Below are 21,998 nucleotides of genomic sequence, written 5' to 3'. Positions count from 1 at the left end.
TGCGGACGTGAAGTTCACCGACGGCTACTGGCTGCTGCGCGAGGGCGTCACCGCGGCCCACCCGGTCGAGGTCCTCGACGTGACGTCGGGGCCGGGCACCCTGGAGATCCACGCGCCGACGCAGCCCATCCGCCACCGCGGCGACCTGCTGAAGGGCCCGGTCGTGACGATCACCGCACACGCGCCACTGCCCGACGTCATCGGCATCACGTTCACCCACTTCCAGGGCGAGGAGCCGCGAGGCCCCCGATTCGAGCTGTCCCAGGAGGAGTTCGGCGCCGCCCACGCGTCGTACGACGACGAACACGCCGTACTCACCTCGGGCGCCCTCTCCGTCAGGGTCGCCCGCACCAGCCCCTGGCACGTCGACTTCCTCGCCCACGGCCGCACGCTCACCACCAGCGGCCCCAAGGGCATGGGCATCATGCGGGACGCGACCGGGGCGCACTATCTGCGCGAGCAGCTGAACCTCGGCGTCGGCACCAAGGTCTACGGCCTCGGGGAGCGGTTCGGACCGCTCGTCAAGAACGGCCAGGTCGTCGACATGTGGAACGCGGACGGCGGCACAGCGACCGAACAGGCCTACAAGAACGTGCCGTTCTATCTGACGGACGCGGGCTACGGCGTCTTCGTCGACCACCCGGGCCGGGTCTCCTTCGAGGTCGGCTCGGAGGCGGTGTCCCGGGTGCAGTTCAGCGCCGAGACACAGCAGTTGACGTACTACGTCATCCACGGCCCCACGCCGAAGGACATCCTGCGCAAGTACACGGCGCTCACCGGCCGCCCGGCCCTTCCGCCCGCCTGGTCCTTCGGCCTGTGGCTGTCCACCTCCTTCACCACTTCCTACGACGAGGCCACCGTCACCTCTTTCATCGACGGCATGCGGGAACGCGAACTCCCGCTCTCCGTCTTCCACTTCGACTGTTTCTGGATGCGCGAATTCAACTGGTGCGACTTCGAATGGGATCCGCGGGTATTTCCCGACCCGGAGGGAATGCTCGCGCGGCTGAGGGAGAAAGGCCTGCGGATCTGCGTATGGATCAATCCGTACATTGCGCAGCGGTCGCCGCTCTTCGCGGAGGGGAGGGCGCTGGGACATCTGCTCAGAAGGCCGGACGGCGATGTCTGGCAGTGGGATCTGTGGCAACCCGGCATGGCACTGGTCGACTTCACCAGCGAGGCCGCGCGCGAGTGGTACGCGGCCAAACTGGAAGCGCTCCTCGCGCAGGGCGTCGACTGCTTCAAGACGGACTTCGGCGAGCGGGTCCCGGTGGACGTCGCGTACGCGGACGGCGCCGACCCCGAGCGGATGCACAACTACTACACCTACCTCTACAACGAGACCGTGTTCGACGTGCTCCGCAAACACCGGGGCGAGGGCGAGGCCATCGTCTTCGCCCGCTCCGCCACCGCCGGGAGCCAGAAGTTCCCCGTGCACTGGGGCGGCGACTGCGAGGCGACGTACGAGTCGATGGCCGAGTCGCTGCGCGGCGGGCTGAGCCTCGGGATGTCCGGGTTCGGCTTCTGGAGCCATGACATCGGAGGGTTCGAGGGGACCCCGACGGCCGCGCTGTTCAAGCGCTGGATCGCCTTCGGGCTGCTGTCCTCGCACAGCAGGCTGCACGGTTCGTCCTCGTACCGCGTGCCGTGGCTGTTCGACGAGGAGGCCGTGGACGTCCTGCGGCTGTTCACCCGGCTGAAGCTCGGCCTCATGCCCTATTTGTACGAGGCCGCCCGCGCCGCCCACGCGGAGGGCGTGCCGGTGATGCGGGCGATGGTCCTGGAGTTCCCGGACGATCCCGGCTGCGCGCATCTGGAGCGGCAGTACATGCTCGGTCCCGATCTGCTGGTCGCGCCGGTGTTCTCCGACGAGGGAGACGTGTCGTACTACGTGCCCGAGGGCACCTGGACCCAGTTCCTCGGCGGACGGACCGTGACCGGACCGCGCTGGGTGCGCGAACGGCACGGGTTCCTGAGTGTGCCGCTCCTGGTCCGGCCGGGCGCGGTGATTCCGGTGGGCGCCGTCGACGACCGGCCCGACTACGACCACGCCGACGGGCTCACCCTGCGCGCGTACGGCCTGGAGCGGGGCGCGCAGGTGACGGTGCCCGTGGGCGGGACCACCTTCACGGTCGTACGAGAAGGTGACACGCTGCGGGCCTCGTCCAGCGATCCCGGTGTGCCGTGGGGGCTCGCGGCGGGCGGGCGCGAGGTGCGGGCCCGGGCCGGGACGGGGTTCCTGACGGTGGAACTGGAGTCCGAGTGATGGTGAAGATCACGGATGTGGCGCGGCACGCCGGGGTGTCCCCCAGCACCGTCTCGTACGCTCTCAGCGGCAAGCGCCCGATCTCCGAGGAGACCCGGCAGCGCGTCGAGGAGAGCATCCGCGAGCTCGGCTACCGGCCGCACGCGGGTGCGCGGGCCCTCGCCAGCAGCCGGTCGAACGTGGTCGCGCTGGTGGTACCGCTGCGGGGCGGGGTCCATGTGCCGGTCGTCATGCAGTTCGCGGTGTCCGTGGTGACCGCGGCGCGCCGGCACGACCACGACGTCCTGCTGCTCACGCAGGAGGAGGGCGAGGACGGGCTGCGGAGGGTCGCGGACAGCGCGCTGGTGGACGCGCTGATCGTGATGGACGTCCAACTCCAGGATCCGCGGCTGCCGTTGCTGCGCGCCCTCGACCGGCCGTCCGTACTCATCGGGTTCCCTGCCCTCGCCGAGGGGCTCACCTGTATCGACCTGGACTTCACGGCGGCGGGCGAGCTGTGCGTGGAGCATCTGGCCGGGCTCGGGCACCGCGTGGTCGCGCTGGTCGGGTCGCCGCCCGAGGTGTACGTGCGCGAGACCGGGTTCGCGCAGCGCGTGGTACGGGGTTTCACGGCCGCCGCCGACCGGAGGGGACTCGCGTCCTCCGTGCACCCCTGCGAGGCGTCGCCTGCGGCCGCGCGCCGGACCGCCGAGCAACTGCTGCGCGAGCGCCCGGCGTTGACGGGAGTCGTCGTGCACAACGAACCGGTCCTCGAGCCGCTGATCGACGCCTTCGAGCAGTTGGGGCTGCGCGTCCCGGGCGATCTGTCCGTCACCGCCATCTGCCCGGACGAGCTCGCCGGAAGCCTCCGCGTCCCCGTCACCTCCATCGCCATACCGTCCGCCGAAGTGGGCACGCGGGCGGTCGAGTTGCTGATGCGGAAGCTGGGCGGCACCCCCGTACCGGAGGCGACCCTGCTCACGCCCCGGCTGACGGAGCGGGCCAGCACGGCACCGCGCAGGCTGACGCAGTGAACAGCCGGACCGTGAAGGGAACGAACAGCAAAGGAAAAAGCCCCGCTGCCGAGGCAGCGGGGCTTTAACCCACATGGGATGAGTGGAGATGGCGGGAATCGAACCCGCGTCCAACGGTGCAGAATCAGGGCTTCTCCGAGCGCAGTTCGCTGTGATTTTCTCGGCCCCGGCGATCTCGCGAACAAGTCTCCGACGGGCCCAGTCACTGTTTGATTTCCCACCGAACCCCGTGACCGGGCTCGGCGGTTTAGTTCCCTAGATTATGCCAGGATCCGGGTCGGGAACACTCCCGGGCTGACACCCTTTTAGGGTCCTTCAGTCGCTGTTATTAGGCAGCGAGGGCGAAGGACTGGGAATCGCTCTTGGAATTGGCGATTATTGGTTGCGACATATGGTTAACGAGATCATTGCCGCTTCCTCGGCTCGCTTCCCCTGCTTCGACAGCCGCTGTCGAAACCGATCATCCCCATGTTGATTTTTCAAAGCGCGCACCCGCTGTGAGGTGCATGAGCCATCGTACGTGAACAACGCACGACGGCGCCAACCTATTCCTACTGGCCGCGCTCCCGGCGCTTGACCGCCGCGATCGCGCGGTCCGACTCGCGCCGGTCCTGCTTCTCGCGCAGCGTCTGCCGCTTGTCCCACTCCTTCTTGCCCCTGGCCAGCGCGATCTCGGCCTTCGCGCGGCCGTCCTTGAAGTACAGGACGAGGGGCACGATCGTGTGACCCGTCTCCTCGGACTTCGACGCCAGCTTGTCGATCTCCTCGCGGTGGAGGAGCAGCTTGCGCTTGCGGCGCGCGGAGTGGTTGGTCCAGCTGCCCTGGCTGTACTCCGGGATGTGGGCGTTGTGCAGCCAGGCCTCGTTCCCGTCGATCTGGACGAAGCCGTCGGCCAGCGAGGCGCGGCCCTGCCTCAGCGACTTCACCTCCGTGCCGGTCAGGACGAGCCCGGCCTCGTAGGTGTCGATGATCGCGTAGTCGTGCCGTGCCTTCTTGTTCTGCGCGACGATCTTGCGCTTGCCGTCCTTGACCTTGCCGGAGCCCGCCTGACCGCCCTGCTTCGGCTGGGACTCCTTCGGTACGTACATTCCCTTACTCATAGTGCTGGCCATTTTCGCACTACAGGGGGGCCGGAGGGAAAGCCGATTACCCGGCACCGGGATCGCGGCCCGCGAGGGAACAGGGAACGCGGCCCGCCACGGCACCGGCGACGCGGTCCACGAGGGTCAGGAAAGCGGGCTGCGAAGGTCCCGAAGGGCCGGAAAGCGGGCTACGAAGGGTCCCCGAGCCCACTGAGCACCGTCTCGGCCCGCCCCAGCGCCCCCGCCCCCGCGTCCACGTCGAGGTCGGGTGTGATGCCCCGCCCGTCGACGCCACGTCCGGAGGGGGTGCGGTAGTGCCCCACGGTCAGCTCGGCGACGGACCCGCCGGGCAGCCGGCTCGGCATCTGGACCGAGCCCTTGCCGAAGGTCTGGGAGCCCACGACGACCGCGCGGCCGCGGTCCTGGAGGGCGCCGGTGAGCAGTTCGGCCGCGCTCATCGTGCCGCCGTCCACGAGCACGACCAGCGGCCTGCTGGTGTCCCCGCCGAGGTCGGCGTGCAGGGCGCGCTCGTCGCCGTCGACGTCGTACGTGGCGACGAGGCCGCCGTCGAGGAAGGCGGAGGCGGCGGTGACGGCCTCGGTGACCAGGCCGCCGGAGTTGCCGCGCAGGTCGAGGGCGATTCCGGAGCCCTTGGGCGCCGCGGCGACGGCCGTCCGCACGAGCTCGCCCGAGCCCTTGGTGAAGGCGTCGACCTTGATCACGGTGACGCCGTCGGCGAGCTCGCGGACGGTCACGGAGTCCGTGGACAGCAGGGCCCGGCGCACCGTCTCGCTCCACGCGCGCGTGCCCCGCTCCAGACCGAGCGAGACCTCCGTACCGGCCGCGGCGTCCTCCGCGTCACCCCGGAGCAGGGAGACGACCTCGGTCACCGGACGGCCGTCGACCTTCCGGCCGTCGACGCTGCGCAGCAGATCGCCCTTGCGGATCCCGGCGGTGGCCGCGGGCGAGCCGGCCTGCACCCGGGTCACTTCGATTCGTCCGTCGCTCTCGCGCCTGGCCCACAGTCCGACGCCGGTGTACTGGCCGTCGAGGGCTTCCTCGAACTCCTCGTACTCGCCCTCGGAGTAGACCGCGCCCCAGCGGTCGCCGCTGCGGCTGACGGCACGCTCGGCTGCCTCCATGGGGGACTTCCCGGCGGCCATGGCCTTCTCGGCGGCCTCGGTGACGTCCTCGTGGTCGCTGCTGGGCGTCGAACGGTCCCCCGCGGCAGCCGCGGCAGGGGATTTCCGGCCGGGGTCGGGGAAGGATCCGGTCGCCGCGCCGGCGATGAAGACGCTGGCGAAAAGCAATGTCAGGGCGGCCCCGCGGCGGATGCGACGGGGCTCGCAGAACAGGTCACGGCCTGACATGCCGGTGAGTCTAGGACAACGCGAAGGGCCGCACCGCCGGTTGGCAGTACGGCCCCCTTGGCATGCGTCACACCTTCAGGTACTTGCGCAGCGCGAAGAACGCGGCCAGCGCCGGCATCAGCAGACTCGTCGCGAGGATGAGCGGAAGCTTCGTCAGGACGGCGTCCCAGCCGATGAAGTTGATGAGGTTCAGCTTCTCGGACAGGGCCAGACCGTGGTCGATGATGAAGTACCGCGCGATCACCAGGAAGCCGCACGCGACCCCGCCCCCGATGAGTCCGGCGACGGCCGCCTCCATGATGAACGGCGCCTGGATGTAGAAGCCCGAGGCGCCGACCAGGCGCATGATCCCGGTTTCGCGCCGTCGGCTGAACGCCGAGACGCGCACCGTGTTGACGATCAGCATCAGGGCGACGACGAGCATCATCGCCATGACCGCGCGGGCGGCCCAGTTCATGCCGTTGAGCAGCCCGAAGAGGTTGTCCAGGATGCCCTTCTGGTCCTGCACGGACTGCACGCCGTCCCGCCCGTCGAAGGCGGTCGCGATGACCTGGTACTTCTCCGGGTCCTTCAGCTTGATCCGGTACGACTCCTGCATCTGGTCCGGCGTGAGTGACGCGGCCAGCGGGGAGTCGCCGAACTGCTCCTTGTAGTGCTTGTAGGCCTGGTCCGCCGACTCGTAGGTGACCTTGTCGACGACCGTGGACTTGTCCAGGTCGGCGATGATCTCCTTCTTCTGGTCGGAAGTGACCGCGCCCTTGGCGCAGTTGGGATCCGACTCCGCGTCGCTCTTGTTGCAGAGGAAGATCGAGACGTTGACCTTGTCGTACCAGTAGCCCTTCATGGTGCTCACCTGGTCGCTCATCAGGAGCGAGCCGCCGAACAGGGCGAGCGAGAGGGCGACCGAGACGACGACCGCGAAGGTCATCGTCAGGTTTCGGCGGAGACCGACTCCGATCTCCGACAAGACGAACTGGGCGCGCATGGCGTCTACTCAGGCCTTTCCATGGACAGGTGCGGGAGGGTGGCGGTCAGTGCTGGTAGCCGTAGACGCCGCGCGCCTGGTCGCGGACGAGACGGCCCCCCTCCAGCTCGATGACGCGCTTGCGCATCTGGTCCACGATGTTCTGGTCGTGTGTCGCCATCAGCACGGTGGTGCCCGTCCGGTTGATCCGGTCGAGCAGCTTCATGATGCCGACGGAGGTCTGCGGGTCGAGGTTTCCGGTCGGCTCGTCGGCGATGAGCAGCTTGGGCCGGTTCACGAACGCTCTCGCGATCGCGACACGCTGCTGCTCACCACCGGACAGCTCACCGGGCATCCGCTCCTCCTTGCCGCCGAGCCCGACGAGGTCGAGCACCTGGGGCACGGACTTGCGGATCTCGCCGCGCGACTTGCCGATGACCTCCTGGGCGAAGGCGACGTTCTCGGCGACCGTCTTGTTCGGCAGCAGCCGGAAGTCCTGGAAGACGGTCCCCAGCTGGCGGCGCATCTGCGGCACCTTCCAGTTGGAGAGACGCGCGAGGTCTTTGCCCAGAACGTGCACCTGACCCTGGCTGGTCCGCTCCTCGCGGAGGATCAGCCGCAGGAAGGTGGACTTTCCGGAGCCGGAGGACCCCACGAGGAACACGAACTCACCGCGCTCGACCTCCAGGGAGACATCCCTGAGAGCGGGGCGGGTCTGCTTGGGGTAGACCTTGGAGACATTGTCGAATCGGATCACGGATGCACCACGGGTCGCCGGGGGTAGGTGTGCGTGACCATACGCGAACCGGGTGGGGCGGCGCAGTCACCAGTAGGGGTTGCGTGCAGGTTGTGCGTTTTTGTGCGGGTCGCGAAGCGGCCTGATGAGGGCGTAGCCCTTCAGGGGCGCGGGGAACTGCGCGAGCAACCACGACGCACCCGCGGCCGCGGGACGAAGCCCGGCCACCCCTCCGCGAGCGTTCTTCTCACGGCCTAACCAGCGGAGCGCCGGGGCAGGATAAGGCGAACCGCGCCGAAATCCGCGGAACCTGGCACAGTGGAGGGGGAACGGTTGCGTTCCCCGATGCGTTATGTACGCGAGAGCCGGCGCAAGGAGGGCAAGCGCATGACGTACGACCGACTGGTGTGCGCGAACTGCGCGGCGCCTGTGAGCGAGGGGCGCTGCCGCGTCTGCCGCGCGAACCGGGAGCGACTCCAGCAGGAGAGCCCGTTCGCCGGCCTGAACCCCATGGCACTGATCTCCCTGCTGGCCGTGTTGATCGCGGCACTGGTACTGGTGGCCCACCAGACGGTGTGAGACCCGCGGATTCCGGTCCTACGGCGGCCACGGCACCCCTGGTCCGAGGGGCCCGGAGCCGTCCCGAAGCACGGCGTTCCTGAGAAGGCCGCATTTCGACATGAGGAAGGGCCCGGAGCACACGCTCCGGGCCCTTCCTCACGCGCGCGTGCGTCAGGCGACGGCACCGCCGCGGCCGGCCATGAGGCGCGGCAGCAGACGGAAGCCGATACCGCCGGCGATCATCGTGGCCGCACCGATCACCAGGTAGGTGGTCTCGGCGGCACCCGTCTCGGCGAGCTCGCCGCCCGTGCCCTGGGCCGAGGTGTCGGTACCGGTGTCGGTCAGGGACGAGGAACCCTCGCCCTGCTCGACCGGGTTGTTGCCGCCGTCGGTGTCGGTGCCACCGGACGTGGAACCACCGGAGGTCGAACCACCGGACGTCGAGCCACCAGAGGTCGAGCCACCGGTCGTGCCACCGTCCGTGGTCCCACCGTCGGTCGTGCCACCGTCGGTCGTGCCACCGTCAGTGGTGCCACCGTCGGTCGTGCCACCGTCAGTGGTGCCACCATCGGTGGTCCCGCCGTCAGTCGTCCCACCATCGGTCGTGCCACCGTCAGTGGTGCCACCGTCGGTCGTGCCACCGTCGGTCGTGCCACCGTCAGTGGTCCCACCATCGGTGGTCCCGCCGTCAGTCGTCCCACCATCGGTCGTGCCACCGTCAGTGGTGCCACCGTCGGTCGTCCCACCAGTGGTGTCGCCGGTCGTCGCGCCGACCGTGGTGTCACCACCGGTCGTGTCGCCGGTCGTCGTACCGACCGTGGTGTCACCAGTCGTCGCGCCACCGTCATCGCCGGTGCCATCAGTGCTCACGTCGACCGTGATCGGGCCTGCCTCTATGCCGACGTCCAGAGCCGAAGCGGCTCCGGCGGCGGTCAGCGAGGCGCCGGCGGCGATCACGGCACCTGCGGCTATCCGTGCCACACGGATCCGCGTCTTCTTCGTCATTCGGCTGGTACCCCCAGTAGCTAAATCGTCAATGGAGCAGCGCCCGGGGCCACGGCGTCACAGGCGGCTTCGCTGAAGCGCCAGGTTCACATGCGCCCCAGAGATACGCATGCCACGCGTTACCATCCCCACTTTTCAAAGCATCGTCAAGGACGTTGCGTACGCGATGTCCGGATCTACATCATTTGACTGGCGTGAGTCATGTGACTGTGATGTAAAACCCAGACATCCCGCACACAAAAGGCAACTGCCGTCCACAGGACGGCAGTTGCCTTGTCGACAAAGCGGCGTTAATGCTCCCGCTTACTTCTCCTGCTGCTTGCGCCAGCGAATTCCGGCCTCGAGGAAACCGTCGATCTCGCCGTTGAACACGCCCTCGGGGTTACCGACTTCGAACTCGGTCCGCAGGTCCTTGACCATCTGGTACGGGTGCAGGACGTACGAACGCATCTGGTTTCCCCAGGAGTTGCCGCCGTCGCCCTTGAGGGCGTCCATCCTGGCCTGTTCCTCCTGGCGGCGCCGCTCGAGCAGCTTGGCCTGGAGGACGTTCATGGCGCTGGCCTTGTTCTGGATCTGCGAGCGCTCGTTCTGGCAGGAGACCACGATGCCGGTGGGGAGGTGGGTCAGGCGGACCGCGGAGTCGGTCGTGTTGACGCCCTGGCCGCCCGGTCCGGACGACCGGTACACGTCCACGCGCAGCTCGGACTCGTCGATCTCGAGGTGGTCGGTCTGCTCGACGACCGGCAGGATCTCGACACCGGCGAACGACGTCTGGCGGCGCCCCTGGTTGTCGAAGGGCGAGATCCGGACAAGCCGGTGGGTTCCTTGCTCCACGGAGAGCGTTCCGTAGGCGTACGGGACGTGGACGACGAAGGTGGTCGACTTGATGCCGGCCTCTTCCGCGTACGAGGTCTCGTAGAGCTCCGTCTTGTAGTTGTGGCGCTCCGCCCAGCGCAGGTACATCCGCTGGAGCTTCTCGGCGAAGTCGGAGGCGTCGACGCCGCCGGCCTCGGCGCGGATGGTGACGACGGCCTCGCGGGAGTCGTACTCGCCGGACAGCAGGGTCCGGACCTCCATCTCGTCCAGCGCCTTCTTGACGGCCGTGAGCTCGGTCTCGGCCTCGGCGCGGGTGTCCGGGTCGTCCTCCTCCTCGGCCATCTCGAAGAGCACGCTCAGATCGTCGATACGCCCGCGCAGCGCCTCGGCCTTCCTGACCTCCGCCTGGAGGTGGCTCAGCTTGCTGGTGATCTTCTGCGCCTCGTCAGGGTCGTCCCACAGGGACGGCGCGGCCGCCTGCTCCTCGAGCACGGCGACATCTGCCCTCATCTTGTCGAGGTCCAGGACGGCCTCGATCGACTCCATGGTCGAGGAGAGGGACTTGAGCTCTTCGGATACATCGACGACTGCCACGCCTCCAGCGTAACGGCAACGACAACCGGGACCGGCCCGTAGGTCCGGGGGCCGCTCTCAGCCCGCCCAGCCCGAGGCGGGGGGCGATCTTCAGCCCCTCCGGCGATTGAGGACAAGCGCGGAACGGGGCCCGGGGGCGATCTTCAGCCCGTCCGGCGTCTGAGGACGAGGCCGTCCAGGCCGAAGCGGGGGCCCGGGGGCGCAACCCCCGGATACGGGACGGGAAGGGGCGGAGGGGGCGAGGAACCCCAGTGTCAGGAAGACGCCGGGCTCAGCGGGCGAGCACCCCCGCTGTCAGGGAGACGCCGGCCCCAGACGCGAGGGAACCACTCAAGGGAACCCGGCGGTCACGGCGAAGCCGGGGCGGAGTTCTTCGTGTCCGGCGACTGCGTGGACCCCCCGTCCTCCCCCGAGGTGGCCAGCCACGTACCGACCCCCACCGCGGCCACCAACGCGACCGCCGCCGTCCCGAGCGTGATCCGCCGCCGCCGCGCGGAGGCCCGATGCCGAGCCGACCCCGGCCGCGGCGCCCCCGCGGCCCGCGGCACCCGCGCGGTCCCCCGCGCGCCACCCGCCAGCTCGTCCGGCCCCGGCACCCGCATCGACGTATGAGTGTCCCGGTTCGAGTCGGGCGCAGCCCCCGGCACGAGCGGCACGGACCCCCGCCGCACCGGCGAGGGCTCCCGCTGAGCCGCCGGCTCCGTCTCCTCGTACTCCTCGTCGTCCGCGGACTCCGGGTCCGCGGAATCCACGTCCAGCGGCGGCATCCCGGCCAGCAGGGGCAGCTGCTCCCGCAGCCGGTCCCCCAGCTCGGACGCCCGCAGCCGCGACGCCGGGGCCTTCGCCAGGCACTGCAGGATGAGCTGCCACAGCTCGTCCGGGATCCCCGGCAGCGGAACGACCGTCTCCGTCACATGCCGCCGCAGCACCGCCCCCGGATGCCCGCCCCCGAAGGGCGTGAACCCGGCGAGCAGCTCGTACAGCACCGTCGCCAGGGCGTAGATGTCGACGGCGGCGCGAGGCGGCAGCCCCTCGATGATCTCGGGCGCGAGATAGTCCGGCGTGCCGATGATCTTCGTGGCCCGGGTCCGGCGGGGCGAGTCGATGAGCTTGGCCACACCGAAGTCGGTCAGCAGCGCGGGGTGCGAGCCGCCGGGCCCGAGCGGTCCCTGCATGTCGAGCAGCACGTTCTCCGGCTTCACGTCCCGGTGGACGACGCCCGCGGCGTGCGCGGCCGCGAGCCCGTCGGCGACGTCGGCGACGATCGCGACGGCGGCCTCGGGGGCGAGCCGCCGCTCCCGGTCCAGCCGGGTCCGCAGATCCGTGCCGCGTACGAGATCCATGACGAGCGCGAGGTCGTTGCCGTCGACGACGAGGTCACGTACGGCGACGACATGCGGATGGTCGAGCCCGAGCAACGCCGTGCGCTCCTGCACGAAGCGCCCCACGAGCTCCTGGTCGGACGCGAGGTCCTCGCGCAGCAGCTTGACGGCGACGGGCCCGTCGGGCCCCTCACCCAGCCACACCGTGCCGGCGCTGCCCCGCCCAAGAATCTGGTTCGCGGTGTACCGGCTGCCGATTTTCCGTGCCAAGACTGCTCCTACGGACGCGTGTTGTCGCTAAAAGTACGCGCCCGGAGAGCCAACCTTCACGCCGGAGCCGGAAATCACCCGCCAGGTGTCGACAAATCCCCAGACTCGGTTCCCAGAAGTCCCGAATTACCGCCCGGAAGCACCCTCTTACTGCTGGGAACTCCCACCGAGATCCTCGACCCACTGGGTGACGGTGGTGAATGTGTCGGTCAGCTGTTGCCAGTACCCCTTGCTGGTGCCGATCCATCCCTGAAGGGGACTCAACTCCCAGATCAGCCAACCGGCGACAAAAAGAATGACAAGGGTGAAGAGGCATCCCTTGAGACAGCCGAGCCCGGGAATCTTCATCGGGTTGGCACTGCGCTGCCGGGGTTCGCGGGGTTCCCGCGGCGCGGGCTGCTGCGGCTGCTGCGGCGCGGGCGCGTACCTCTGCGGCTGCTGGTGCTGCGGCGAAGGCTGCTGACGCCGGGGCTGCTGGCGCTGCGGCTGCTGAGGCGCGTACTGCTGCGGCTGTTGCTGCTGCGGATATCCGTATCCGGGGGGCGGCTGCTGCCCCTGCGGCTGGCCCTGCTGCGGGCGCTGCTGGGGCCGTGCGACCTGCCGCTGGGGGCGGCGGCGCAGCGGGTCCTCGTTCGGGTCGAGGTACTGGACCTGTGTCGCCTCGTTGCGGTCGCGGGCCGCGCGGAGCTGGTTCTGCCAGGGATGCGGGTCCTCGGGGCCGCCCTGACCCGACTGGTTCGGCGGCACGGGCGGCATGACGGCGGTCGGGTCGGCCGCGCCGCGGGTCGGGAGTACGGAGGTGGGGTCGGCGGCACCGGTGTGCGGGAGGGAGCTGGTCGCGGCGTTCGGGTCGTAGGAGCCCGCGCCGTGCGGCAGCACCTGGGTGGGGTCGGCGGCACCGGGCATGTTGGGGACCGTCGCCGGGGACGGGTCGGGGACGAGCAGCGCCCCCACCCCCTCGGCGGCCATGATCTGCGCGGAGTTCGCGTGCACACCGACACCCGCGGCGACCGTACGCAGCCCGCGCGCGAGGTTCTCGGCGCTCGGCCGCTCGTCCGGGTTCTTGCGCAGGCAGCGCTCGATGACGGTCCACAGCGGGTCCGGGACGGTCGACGGGCGGCGCGGCTCGGCGCTCAGGTGCTGGTGCAGCACCTCGAGAGCGGACCCGCCGCCGAACGGCGGACGTCCGGTGACCAGCTCGTACATCAGGATGCCGGCGCCGTAGATGTCGACGGCGGACGTCTGCGGACGGCCCTCCGCGGACTCGGGCGCCACATAGGCCGGCGTACCGACGAACTCGTGGGTCCGGGTCAGCCCCGGGGAGTCCGCGAGCCGGGCGATGCCGAAGTCCGTCAGCATCGGGTGCATCTGGCCGCCCTGCTGCATGAGCAGGACGTTGGCGGGCTTCAGGTCGCGGTGCACGACGCCGTCGGCATGGCTGGCGGCGAGCGCGTCGGCGACCTGGGCGGTGAGGAGGGAGGCGGCGACGGGGCTGAGCGGCCCGTTCTCGCGAAGGTAGCGGTGCAGGTCAGGACCGTCGATCAGGTCCATGACGAGCGCGAGCAGATCGCCCTCGACGACGAGATCCCGTACGCGCACGATGTTGGGGTGGGTCAGCCGCAGGAGGACAGAGCGCTCCCGCAGGAACCGCATCACGATGTCCGGGTCACTCGCGAGCTCTTCCTTGAGGACCTTGATCGCCACGGTCTCGCCGGGCTGGCCCTGGACAGCCGCCTCGGCACCTGCCGTCTCCCGCTGCCGGGCGCGCCAGACGGTGCCTGTGGCACCGCGCCCCAACGGCTCCTCAAGGAGGTACTTGCTCCCTACCGGCCGCACGTCATGCGCTCCCTGCTGCTTGCTGCTCGTCCGCTGATTCCGACCCACTGTAGTGCCGAGGCATCTGGCACCGGGCTGTCGTCCTCCTGTGCTCGCCCCCGCATCCCGTGCGTCCCACAGTCGCTTACGTACCAGTTGCCGTACATGTTCGATGGAAAGACGCTCGGTCCGGTCGGTTGGTTGCCGAGACATGGACGTGTCCGATCTCAAGCGGACAACGGTCGGGCACGGGTAGGGCACCGCTCAGGAACTTTTGTGGGCAGAGCCGACCAATCAAGATCACTTGCGGGTGGGGGCCGGGCGTGTTGTCAGTGGCAGGTGCGAGGATGCTTTCACTACTGGCCGACGTGCCCGTGTGCGGTGGGGGAATCTGTGGTGGGGGACCACCACGCAGCCTCGTCCTCGTCGCGGACACCCGCGCGGAAGGGACCTCTGACGGCGATGCAGATCCGGCTGACCGTCGTAGACCCGCTGGGCCCGCCCTCGGAGCCGCGGGGACGTGCCGCGGCCCGCGATGTGCTGGTCACCGCCCCCGCGGGGACGGCACTGGCCGCGGTCGCGTCCCCACTGGCCTCCGCGGCCGGCGGCAGCGACAGCCAGGTCGTGCTGTACGCGGGCGCCGACCGCCTCGACGCCCAGCGCTGCACGGTGGGCGAGCCACCCCTGACGGACGGCGCCGTGCTGTCCCTGGGCTCCCCCGCGGAGCCCGGTCCCGACGTGGACGACGTCGCGGCCCAGCTCCAGGTCGTCGCGGGCCCCGACGCGGGCGGCGTGCACCTCCTGCACGGCGGCCAGATCCGCATCGGCCGCTCCGCCGACGCCGACGTACCGCTGGACGACCCCGACGTCTCCCGCCTGCACTGCGCGGTCACCGTCACCCCCGAGGGCCGCGTCTCGGTCGCCGACCTCGGTTCCACGAACGGCACGACACTCGACGGCGCCCGTGTGGGCACGCGCCCGGTCCGCTTCGCCCCCGGGGCGCTCCTGCGCATCGGCGAATCGGCCCTGCGGCTGGCCCTGCCCGGGAGTACGCCGTCCGTGGCCACGACGCCCGACGGAGAGGGGCACGTCCGGGTGAGCCTCCAGGGCGTTGCCCAGGACGACGACGCCGGGCGGGCGAGCCGCACACCGACGGCGAGCGTGCCCCACGCGCGCGTGGGAGGCACCGCCCGGGACCGGACCCGGCCCGGCGGAGAGACACATCACGCCTACGGCTCGGCGGAGTGGGGAGCCGCGGGAGGCGTCCCCGCACCCGAGGAGCAGGGCCCGGTCGTACCGGAACAGGCCGGAGCCCCTCGGATCGAGACCAGGGAATCCGCCGCCTCGGCCTCCGGCCCGCACGACGAGGACACGGACGCGCACACGTCCGGCCCGGACACCCGAAAAGGCACTCCCCTCAGAGGCGTGGACGTGCCGTCGGGCGCACGCAGGCGAAGCGGACTCGGCGCATGGGCCCGCCGCCTGACCGGAGGACGCGGAACCCCGTCGGAAGCCGGACGGGACATCTACGACTACGACTACGACGAGGAGAGCGACGGAGACGGGGACGGGGAGGCCGCGGCGGAGAAGTACCTGCCGACGAAAAACCTCCCCACGGTGACGACACGGGCATCGGAGAGTTGGCCCGACCCCGCGACGCTGCTGCTCACCGCGCTGGGCCCGGGACCCCGCCTGTGGGAACGCGGCCCGGGTCACCCGGAGGCACTGACGGTCCGCCTGGGCACGACGGACCGAGCGGCCCCCGACGGTTCCGGCTTGCTGTCCGCCGTGCCGGTCACCGCCGGCCTGCGGGAGGCCGGCGCCCTGGGCCTCGCCGGTCCACGGGAACGCCTCACGGGACTGGCCCGCGCGGTCGTGGCGCAGCTCGCCGGGCTGCACTCGCCCGACGCCCTGGAGATCGTCCTGATCAGCGCGGACCGTTCCCGCACGGTCGAGGAGCGCACCGCGGAGTGGTCCTGGCTCGGCTGGCTCCCGCACGTCCGCCCCACCCACGGCCAGGACTGCCGCCTCCTCCTCGCCTACGACCGCGAACAGGCCACGGCCCGCACCGACGAGCTCCTCCGCCGCCTGGACGACCACCCGCCGACGCCGGACACTCCCGGTACCGACGCGGCCCCACGCCCTTCGTGGGCACACGCCGAGGACCCGAAGGACGGCGCCTTCGACGGGCCGTACACGGTCCTCGTCGTGGACGGCGACCCCGGCGGCGCCGACGTACGGGAATCCGTGGCCCGACTGGCCCACGAGGGTTCGCGGGCCGGCATCCACGTCATCTGCCTGGCCGAGACGGCATCGGCGTCCCCCGCGTCCCCGGTGGCCACCACGTACGAGACGGCGTGCGAGACGTCACCCCCGTTCCGCGAGTGCGGCGCGGTGGCACTGCTCAGCGGAGACGTGGCCACGGCACTGCGGCTGCTCCGGGTGGCACCGGGCGGCGCGACGGACCAGGCCCGGGACGATCGCGCCCACTCGGGATCCGCCCCCGACGACCCCGCCCAGGCCCCTTCGCCACCACCCAGCCCGAACCTCGTCGACGGCTCCACCCACCTGGGCTTCAGGTACGAGAGCGCACCGCACGAACACCTGCGACCCGGCCCTCTCCCGTCCAGCCCCTCCTCCGGCCTGCCCCGTGGCCCCGTGGGCCGTGGCACGGTCGCCACGGTGGACGCGGTGTCGCTGCCGTGGGCGGAGCGGTTCGCCCGGGCGCTGGCCCCCCTGCGCACGGACGGTGCCCAAGGGGAGCGACACGCACGGGTGTCGGTACCACTGCCCCAAATGGCCCGTCTGCTCGACGAGTTGGGGCTGGCAAGGGCCACCCCGGCTTCCCTGATGGCCCGTTGGGCGGACGCGGGCGACGACGCCGAGACGCTGGGCGGACGCGGCTGGGCCGTGCTCGGCGCCGGCCCCCGTGGCCCCGTCTGCGTGGACCTCGCGACCGAGGGCCCGCATCTGCTGATCGAGGGCCCGCCGGGCAGCGGCCGTACGGAACTGCTGCGTTCCATCGCCGCCTCCCTCGCCGCCGCCGAGCGCCCGGACCGGCTCGGGATCGTCCTCATAGACGGACGGGACGCCACCGGCGGCACCGCGCAGGGCGAAGGGCTCCGCGTCTGCACGGACCTCCCCCATGTCACCACGCACCTCGCGGCCAACGACCCCGTACGGATGCGGGAGTTCGCCCAGTCCCTGAGCGCGGAGCTGAAGCGGCGGGCCGAGCTCCTCGGCCGGCTCGACTTCACGGAGTGGCACACCCGGCGCGAGGTGTCGGGACGGATGATCACGCAGCGTTCGGCGGGCGGGGGCCCAGGCGGGTCCTCGGCCGGCGCCGGAGACATAGACGCGGCGCCCAGTTCCACCATGCGGCTGCGGCCTGCGGCGGCGCGTGAGCGGGCGGAACCGGGGCCACCGCTCGCCCGTCTCGTCGTGGTCGTCGACGACCTGGACGCGCTGTTCTCCCCCGCGTTGGGTTCGCTGGGGCGGCCTTCGGCCGGGTCGGTCGTACGGGCCCTGGAGGCGGTCGCCCGTGAAGGGGAGCGGCTCGGGGTGCACCTCGTGGCCGCGGCCGGTGTGGAGGGGCGGACCGGTGACTCCGAGCTGGCGCGTTCCTCGGCGCTCCGGGTCACGCTCGACGCGGCGTCGTCGGTACCCGGGCCGGACGAACCCGCGCCCGGGCGGGGGCGGCTGCTCGGCCCCGACGGCCGGGTCACGCCCTTCCAGGCCGGCCGGGTCACCGGGCGCATCCCCCGTACGGCCACCCTTCGCCCCACGGTCGTCCCCCTGGAGTGGGACCGCATGGGCGACCCCCCGGCCCGCCGCCCCGTCCGCGAACTCGGCAACGGCCCAACAGACCTGGCCCTCCTGGCCAGCGCCCTGGAACGCGCCGCCCGCTCCGTCTCAGCCACCGAAGTACCGTCCCTCCTCTGACCCCCCGACCCGGACGCCCCCCAACCCCATTTCCTCGCCCCCTCCGCCCTTACCCAACCCGTACCTGAGGGCTCCGCCCCCAGACCCCCGAACGCCCGAAGGGCTCGTCCTCAAACGCCGGACGGGCTGAAGATTCCCGGCCCGGTCGATGCCCACCGGCGGGAGGGGCCGGGGGCCGGTACATCACATGCCCGTCGCGTACGCCCGCGTCACCGGACCCGCCCCCCTCTCGCCCGGCGTCTGATCCGGCGGCGACGGGCGGATGTACCGGCCCCCGGCCCCGACCCACCCACCGGCGTCAACCACCAGCCGGCCAAGGACCCGCACGTCACGACGTGGTCACGATCGCTCTCTTGACAGCGTCCCCGCTCTTGCCGCCCGAACAGACACGGGCGTACACAGATCGCACGGGACAGCGCCGGACGTTCGACGAGGAACGATGAACGGGGCAAAGATGCACAGCACTCTTCGTACACGCAGGTCGCCGAACACGCACAAGTCACCCCGAGCCACCCAAACCGCCACAGCCGCGATCACCGCGGCCCTACTCGCCGTCGCCCTCACCGCATGCGGCGGCGACAGCGACAACGACGACACGGGCGGCACGGACGGCGGCGCCAAGGAAAGCGCCGCCTCCGTCCAACTCCCCAAGCTGGACGGCCAGACCCTGGAAGTCGCGGCCGTCTGGACCGGCCCGGAGCAGGACAACTTCACCAAGGTCCTGGAGGAGTTCGAGAAGCGCACCGGCGCCAAGGTCAACTTCGTACCGACCGGCAACAACACCTCCACCTTCCTCGGTACCAAGATCGAGGGCGGCAAGCCGCCGGACGTCGCGTTCCTCCCCCAGGTGGGCGTCCTGCACCAGTTCGCCGAAAAGGGCTGGCTGAAAGACGTCGGCCCCGACGCCCAGGCCCAGCTCGACAAGAACTTCTCCGCGGGCTGGAAGGACCTCGGCGCGTTCGAGGGCAAGCAGTACGGCATCTACGTGAAGGCCGCCAACAAGTCCCTGGTCTGGTACAACACCGCTGCCTTCGAAGCCGCGGGCGTCACCGAAGCCCCCACCACCTGGAAGGAGTTCATCGCCACCGCGCAGACACTCTCCGACGCCGGCTCCCCCGCCGTCTCCATCGGCGGCGCCGACGGCTGGACCCTCACCGACTGGTTCGAGAACGTGTACCTCTCCCAGGCGGGCCCGGAGAAGTACGACCAACTGGCAACGCACGAGATCAAGTGGACGGACCCCTCCGTCAAGGACGCCCTCACCACGCTCGCCGAACTGTGGGGCAAGGACGACCTGATCGCGGGCGGCCGCTCGGGCGCGCTCCAGACGGAGTTCCCGAAGTCGGTGACGCAGACGTTCTCCGGTGACGCCCCGGCAGGCATGGTCTTCGAGGGCGACTTCGTGACGGCGAACATCAACGCGGACACGGAGGCGAAGGTCGGTACGGACGCGAAGGTCTTCCCGTTCCCGGCGGTCGGCGACCAGGCCCCCGTGGTCAGCGGCGGCGACGTCGCCGTGGCGCTGAAGGACGGCAAGGGCGCCCAGGCGCTGCTGACCTTCCTCGCCTCGACGGACGCGGCCGAGATCTGGGCGGCCCAGGGCGGCTTCCTCTCCCCCAACAAGGCGATGGACCAGGCAACTTACAAGGACGATGTCACCAGGGGCATCGCCAAGGCGCTGCTCGCCGCGGGCGACGACTTCCGCTTCGACATGTCGGACCAGGCCCCGGCGGCGTTCGGCGGCACGGCGGGCATCGGCGAGTGGAAGGATCTCCAGGACTTCCTGCGGAACCCCTCGGACGTGGCGGGCGCCCAGAAGAAACTCGAGTCCGACGCCGCCAAGGCGTACAAGAGCAGCTGACGGCGCGCGGAATGTCGTCTTCGGCAGTGAAGGCGGGCGGTACCGGCGAACTGCCGGTACCCTCCGCCGGAACCCCGCGCAAGAGCGTGATGGGTACGAAGCTGTGGGTGGCGGTGCTGTTTCTGCTGCCCGCCCTGCTTCTGCTCGGCTCGCTCGTGGTCTACCCGATCGGGTACTCGGTCTGGCGCAGTCTGTACAACGCCGACGGTTCGGGCTTCGTGGGCCTGGACAACTACATCGACATCTTCACCACCGACTCGACGCTCACCGCGGTGCGGAACACCGCGATCTGGGTCGCCGTCGCCCCGGCGCTGGTCACCGTCCTCGGTCTGATCTTCGCGGTGCTGACCGAACGGGTGCGCTGGGGCACGGCGTTCAAGCTGATCGTCTTCATGCCGATGGCGATCTCGATGCTCGCCGCGGGCATCATCTTCCGGCTGGTGTACGAGCAGGACCCGGAGCAGGGTGTCGCCAACGCGATCGTCACGTCGGTGCACGACGCGTTCGTCGACTCCTCCGTCTATCCGAAGGCGAGACCGAACGCCCAGGCGAGCGACCTTAAGGCGTCCGGCGGCGGTTCCTTCACCAGCACGGGAACGGTCCAGGCGGGCTCACCGGCCCTCCTCCCCCTCGTAGGCATCGCGCCGAACAAGCTCCCCGGCTCCCCCGAGGACGCCAGGGCGGCGACCGGCGAGGGGATCACGGGCACGGTCTGGCTGGACTTCAAGCTCGGCGGGGGCGGCGAGAAGGGCAAGGTCGACGCGGGCGAGAAAGCGCTGGAGGGCGTCAGGGTCGAGGCGGTGAAGGACGGCGAGGTCGTCGCCTCGGCGACCAGTGGAGCCGACGGCACCTTCACTCTCCCGGAGGCGGCGGACGGAGCCCAACTCCGGCTCCCTGGCTCGAACTTCTCGGCTCCCTACAACGGTATCGACTGGCTCGGCCCGACCCTGGTGACTCCGGCGATCATCGGCTCGTACGTCTGGATGTGGGCGGGTTTCGCGATGGTGCTGATCGCCGCGGGCCTGGCGGGAGTGGACCGCAATCTCCTGGAGGCGGCGAGGGTGGACGGCGCGAACGAGTGGCAGGTGTTCAGAAAGGTCACCGTGCCCCTGCTCGCACCGGTCCTGATCGTCGTCCTGGTCACGCTGATGATCAACGTGATGAAGATCTTCGACCTGATCTACATCATCGCGCCGCAGCCCAGCCAGGACGACGCCAACGTCCTTGCCCTGCAACTGTTCCAGTCCTCCTTCGGCGGCGGGGGCAACTACGGCGTGGGCAGCGCGATCGGCGTCATCCTGCTGCTGCTCGTCCTGCCGATGATGTACGTCAATCTGCGCCGGCTCAGGAAGGAGCGTCAGCGGTGACCGTTCTCGACACGTCCGTACGCGCCAAGCGCTCCCTCGCCTCCCGGGTGGCGAGCCGCGCGGCCGGCGGAGCACTGCGCGTCTTCCTGCTGCTGGTCGCGCTGTTCTGGCTGGTGCCCGCCTTCGGCCTGCTGGTCTCCTCGTTCCGCGACCCGACCGACATCGCCGCGTCGGGCTGGTGGAAGGTCTTCTCGAGTCCCGCCCAGCTGACCGCCAAGAGCTATCAGTCGCTCCTGGAGAACGGCGACGTCACCAGCGCCCTCTTCAACACCGTCTACATCACCGTCCCGGCGACCCTGCTGGTCGTCGTCATCGGCGCGATGGCCGGATACGCCTTCGCGTGGCTGGACTTCAAGGGCCGTGACTGGTGGTTCATGGCGGTGGTGGCGCTGCTCGTCGTACCCGTGCAGGTGGCGCTGATCCCGCTCTCCGACCTCTTCGGAAAGATCGGGATCTTCGGCGACATCATCGGTGTCGTCCTCTTCCACGTGGGCTTCGGACTCCCGTTCGCGATCTTCCTGTTGCGCAACTTCTTCGCGGAGATCCCGCGTGAACTCCTGGAGGCGGCACGCCTGGACGGTGCGGGAGAGGCACGGCTCTTCGCGACCGTAGTCCTTCCGCTGGCCGCGCCCGCGATCGCGTCGCTCGGGATCTTCCAGTTCCTGTGGGTGTGGAACGACATGCTGGTCGCCCTGGTCTTCTCGGACTCGAACTCGCAGCCGCTGACGGTCGCCCTTCAGCAGCAGGTGCGGCAGTTCGGCAGCAACATCGAGGTGCTGGCGCCGGGTGCCTTCATCTCGATGGTGATTCCGCTGGCCGTGTTCTTCGCGTTCCAGCGGCAGTTCGTGTCGGGAGTGATGGCGGGCGCGGTGAAGTAGCCGTACGGCACACGGTGAACTACCCGTACAGCAGGCGAGTTGGGGCGGTCCGGAAACCGGGCCGCCCCTTCGCGTTCACCGCGCGGTCCCCCGGATGCCGCGACCGGCGTAACCAAGTCACCCCTTCGGCCGTTCC

General features: G+C 70.2%; 15 protein-coding genes and 1 other RNA gene. 7 read left to right on the top strand and 9 right to left on the bottom strand.

Annotation, left to right across the window (positions count from 1 at the left end; all coding sequences use genetic code 11):
* Nucleotides 1-7: 7 nt before the first annotated feature.
* Both yicI and ACIBLC_RS37555 read left to right on the top strand, forming a co-directional pair.
* On the top strand, nucleotides 8-2,266 hold the full coding sequence (yicI, locus tag ACIBLC_RS37560) for an alpha-xylosidase (protein WP_399215945.1): 2,259 nt from the start codon (nucleotides 8-10) through the stop codon (nucleotides 2,264-2,266).
* Entirely contained in the window at nucleotides 2,266-3,279 is a 1,014-nt protein-coding gene (locus tag ACIBLC_RS37555; RefSeq protein ID WP_399215944.1) for a LacI family DNA-binding transcriptional regulator, read from the top strand. Before yicI ends, ACIBLC_RS37555 begins: the two co-directional genes overlap by 1 nt.
* A gap of 80 nt (nucleotides 3,280-3,359) precedes the next feature.
* Here ACIBLC_RS37555 and ssrA read toward each other — a convergent pair.
* The 5 genes from ssrA to ftsE all read right to left on the bottom strand — a co-directional run bounded on the left by ssrA (nucleotide 3,360) and on the right by ftsE (nucleotide 7,452).
* Nucleotides 3,360-3,747, bottom strand: a transfer-messenger RNA (tmRNA) gene (gene ssrA / locus ACIBLC_RS37550).
* 83 nt (nucleotides 3,748-3,830) lie between these two features.
* Complete coding sequence (gene smpB, locus ACIBLC_RS37545) at nucleotides 3,831-4,379, bottom strand: SsrA-binding protein SmpB (RefSeq protein ID WP_399215943.1); 549 nt, start codon at nucleotides 4,377-4,379, stop codon at nucleotides 3,831-3,833.
* 170 nt (nucleotides 4,380-4,549) lie between these two features.
* Nucleotides 4,550-5,731 carry a S41 family peptidase gene (locus tag ACIBLC_RS37540; protein WP_399215942.1) on the bottom strand — a complete coding sequence of 394 codons (1,182 nt, stop codon included), beginning with the start codon at nucleotides 5,729-5,731 and terminating at the stop codon, nucleotides 4,550-4,552.
* Nucleotides 5,732-5,798: 67 nt separating this feature from the next.
* The gene (gene ftsX / locus ACIBLC_RS37535) at nucleotides 5,799-6,716 is read right to left on the bottom strand and encodes a permease-like cell division protein FtsX (protein ID WP_399215941.1); all 918 of its coding nucleotides are present in this window, start codon (nucleotides 6,714-6,716) and stop codon (nucleotides 5,799-5,801) included.
* 46 nt (nucleotides 6,717-6,762) lie between these two features.
* The gene (gene ftsE, locus ACIBLC_RS37530; RefSeq protein ID WP_365430268.1) at nucleotides 6,763-7,452 is read right to left on the bottom strand and encodes a cell division ATP-binding protein FtsE; all 690 of its coding nucleotides are present in this window, start codon (nucleotides 7,450-7,452) and stop codon (nucleotides 6,763-6,765) included.
* A 366-nt stretch (nucleotides 7,453-7,818) separates the two neighbouring features.
* Here ftsE and ACIBLC_RS37525 point away from each other — a divergent pair, with 366 nt between their 5' ends.
* Entirely contained in the window at nucleotides 7,819-8,010 is a 192-nt protein-coding gene (locus ACIBLC_RS37525; RefSeq protein ID WP_399215939.1) for a hypothetical protein, read from the top strand.
* 153 nt (nucleotides 8,011-8,163) lie between these two features.
* Here ACIBLC_RS37525 and ACIBLC_RS37520 read toward each other — a convergent pair whose 3' ends face one another.
* From ACIBLC_RS37520 to ACIBLC_RS37505, 4 genes are all read right to left on the bottom strand, one after another.
* Nucleotides 8,164-8,997, bottom strand: coding sequence for a hypothetical protein (locus ACIBLC_RS37520; protein ID WP_399215938.1), 834 nt, complete (start codon nucleotides 8,995-8,997; stop codon nucleotides 8,164-8,166).
* A 303-nt stretch (nucleotides 8,998-9,300) separates the two neighbouring features.
* Complete coding sequence (prfB, locus tag ACIBLC_RS37515; protein WP_399215937.1) at nucleotides 9,301-10,407, bottom strand: peptide chain release factor 2; 1,107 nt, start codon at nucleotides 10,405-10,407, stop codon at nucleotides 9,301-9,303.
* Nucleotides 10,408-10,754: 347 nt separating this feature from the next.
* Nucleotides 10,755-11,999 carry a serine/threonine-protein kinase gene (locus ACIBLC_RS37510; protein ID WP_399215935.1) on the bottom strand — a complete coding sequence of 415 codons (1,245 nt, stop codon included), beginning with the start codon at nucleotides 11,997-11,999 and terminating at the stop codon, nucleotides 10,755-10,757.
* Nucleotides 12,000-12,146: 147 nt separating this feature from the next.
* Nucleotides 12,147-13,835, bottom strand: coding sequence for a protein kinase (locus tag ACIBLC_RS37505; protein ID WP_399215934.1), 1,689 nt, complete (start codon nucleotides 13,833-13,835; stop codon nucleotides 12,147-12,149).
* Nucleotides 13,836-14,276: 441 nt separating this feature from the next.
* Between ACIBLC_RS37505 and ACIBLC_RS37500 the strand changes: the two genes are divergently transcribed.
* The 4 genes from ACIBLC_RS37500 to ACIBLC_RS37485 all read left to right on the top strand — a co-directional run bounded on the left by ACIBLC_RS37500 (nucleotide 14,277) and on the right by ACIBLC_RS37485 (nucleotide 21,862).
* Nucleotides 14,277-17,756, top strand: a complete 3,480-nt coding sequence (locus tag ACIBLC_RS37500; protein WP_399215932.1) for an FHA domain-containing protein — start codon at nucleotides 14,277-14,279, stop codon at nucleotides 17,754-17,756.
* Between the two features lie 454 nt (nucleotides 17,757-18,210).
* A complete protein-coding gene (locus tag ACIBLC_RS37495) occupies nucleotides 18,211-19,617 on the top strand; it encodes an ABC transporter substrate-binding protein (RefSeq protein ID WP_399215931.1) in 1,407 nt (468 codons plus the stop codon).
* A gap of 11 nt (nucleotides 19,618-19,628) precedes the next feature.
* A complete protein-coding gene (locus ACIBLC_RS37490) occupies nucleotides 19,629-20,984 on the top strand; it encodes a carbohydrate ABC transporter permease (protein ID WP_399215930.1) in 1,356 nt (451 codons plus the stop codon).
* Nucleotides 20,981-21,862, top strand: a complete 882-nt coding sequence (locus tag ACIBLC_RS37485; protein WP_399215929.1) for a carbohydrate ABC transporter permease — start codon at nucleotides 20,981-20,983, stop codon at nucleotides 21,860-21,862. The genes ACIBLC_RS37490 and ACIBLC_RS37485 overlap by 4 nt, the downstream gene beginning before the upstream one ends.
* Nucleotides 21,863-21,998: the final 136 nt, after the last annotated feature.

Source organism: Streptomyces sp. NPDC050535 (genome assembly GCF_044457665.1).
GTDB lineage: Bacteria > Actinomycetota > Actinomycetes > Streptomycetales > Streptomycetaceae > Streptomyces.
The sequence above is the reverse complement of the archived record's forward strand: the minus strand, read 5'-3'. Positions and strand labels throughout refer to the sequence as shown.

What these genes read in the sequence shown, in the direction of transcription:
- ACIBLC_RS37500 (WP_399215932.1), top strand. Translation starts at nt 14,277, where the DNA reads ATGCAGATCCGGCTGACCGTCGTAGACCCGCTGGGCCCGCCCTCGGAG.
- ACIBLC_RS37495 (WP_399215931.1), top strand. Translation starts at nt 18,211, where the DNA reads ATGCACAGCACTCTTCGTACACGCAGGTCGCCGAACACGCACAAGTCA.
- ACIBLC_RS37490 (WP_399215930.1), top strand. Translation starts at nt 19,629, where the DNA reads ATGTCGTCTTCGGCAGTGAAGGCGGGCGGTACCGGCGAACTGCCGGTA.
- ftsX (WP_399215941.1), bottom strand. Translation starts at nt 6,716, where the DNA reads ATGCGCGCCCAGTTCGTCTTGTCGGAGATCGGAGTCGGTCTCCGCCGA.
- ACIBLC_RS37520 (WP_399215938.1), bottom strand. Translation starts at nt 8,997, where the DNA reads ATGACGAAGAAGACGCGGATCCGTGTGGCACGGATAGCCGCAGGTGCC.
- smpB (WP_399215943.1), bottom strand. Translation starts at nt 4,379, where the DNA reads ATGAGTAAGGGAATGTACGTACCGAAGGAGTCCCAGCCGAAGCAGGGC.
- ACIBLC_RS37525 (WP_399215939.1), top strand. Translation starts at nt 7,819, where the DNA reads ATGACGTACGACCGACTGGTGTGCGCGAACTGCGCGGCGCCTGTGAGC.
- ACIBLC_RS37555 (WP_399215944.1), top strand. Translation starts at nt 2,266, where the DNA reads ATGGTGAAGATCACGGATGTGGCGCGGCACGCCGGGGTGTCCCCCAGC.
- ACIBLC_RS37540 (WP_399215942.1), bottom strand. Translation starts at nt 5,731, where the DNA reads ATGTCAGGCCGTGACCTGTTCTGCGAGCCCCGTCGCATCCGCCGCGGG.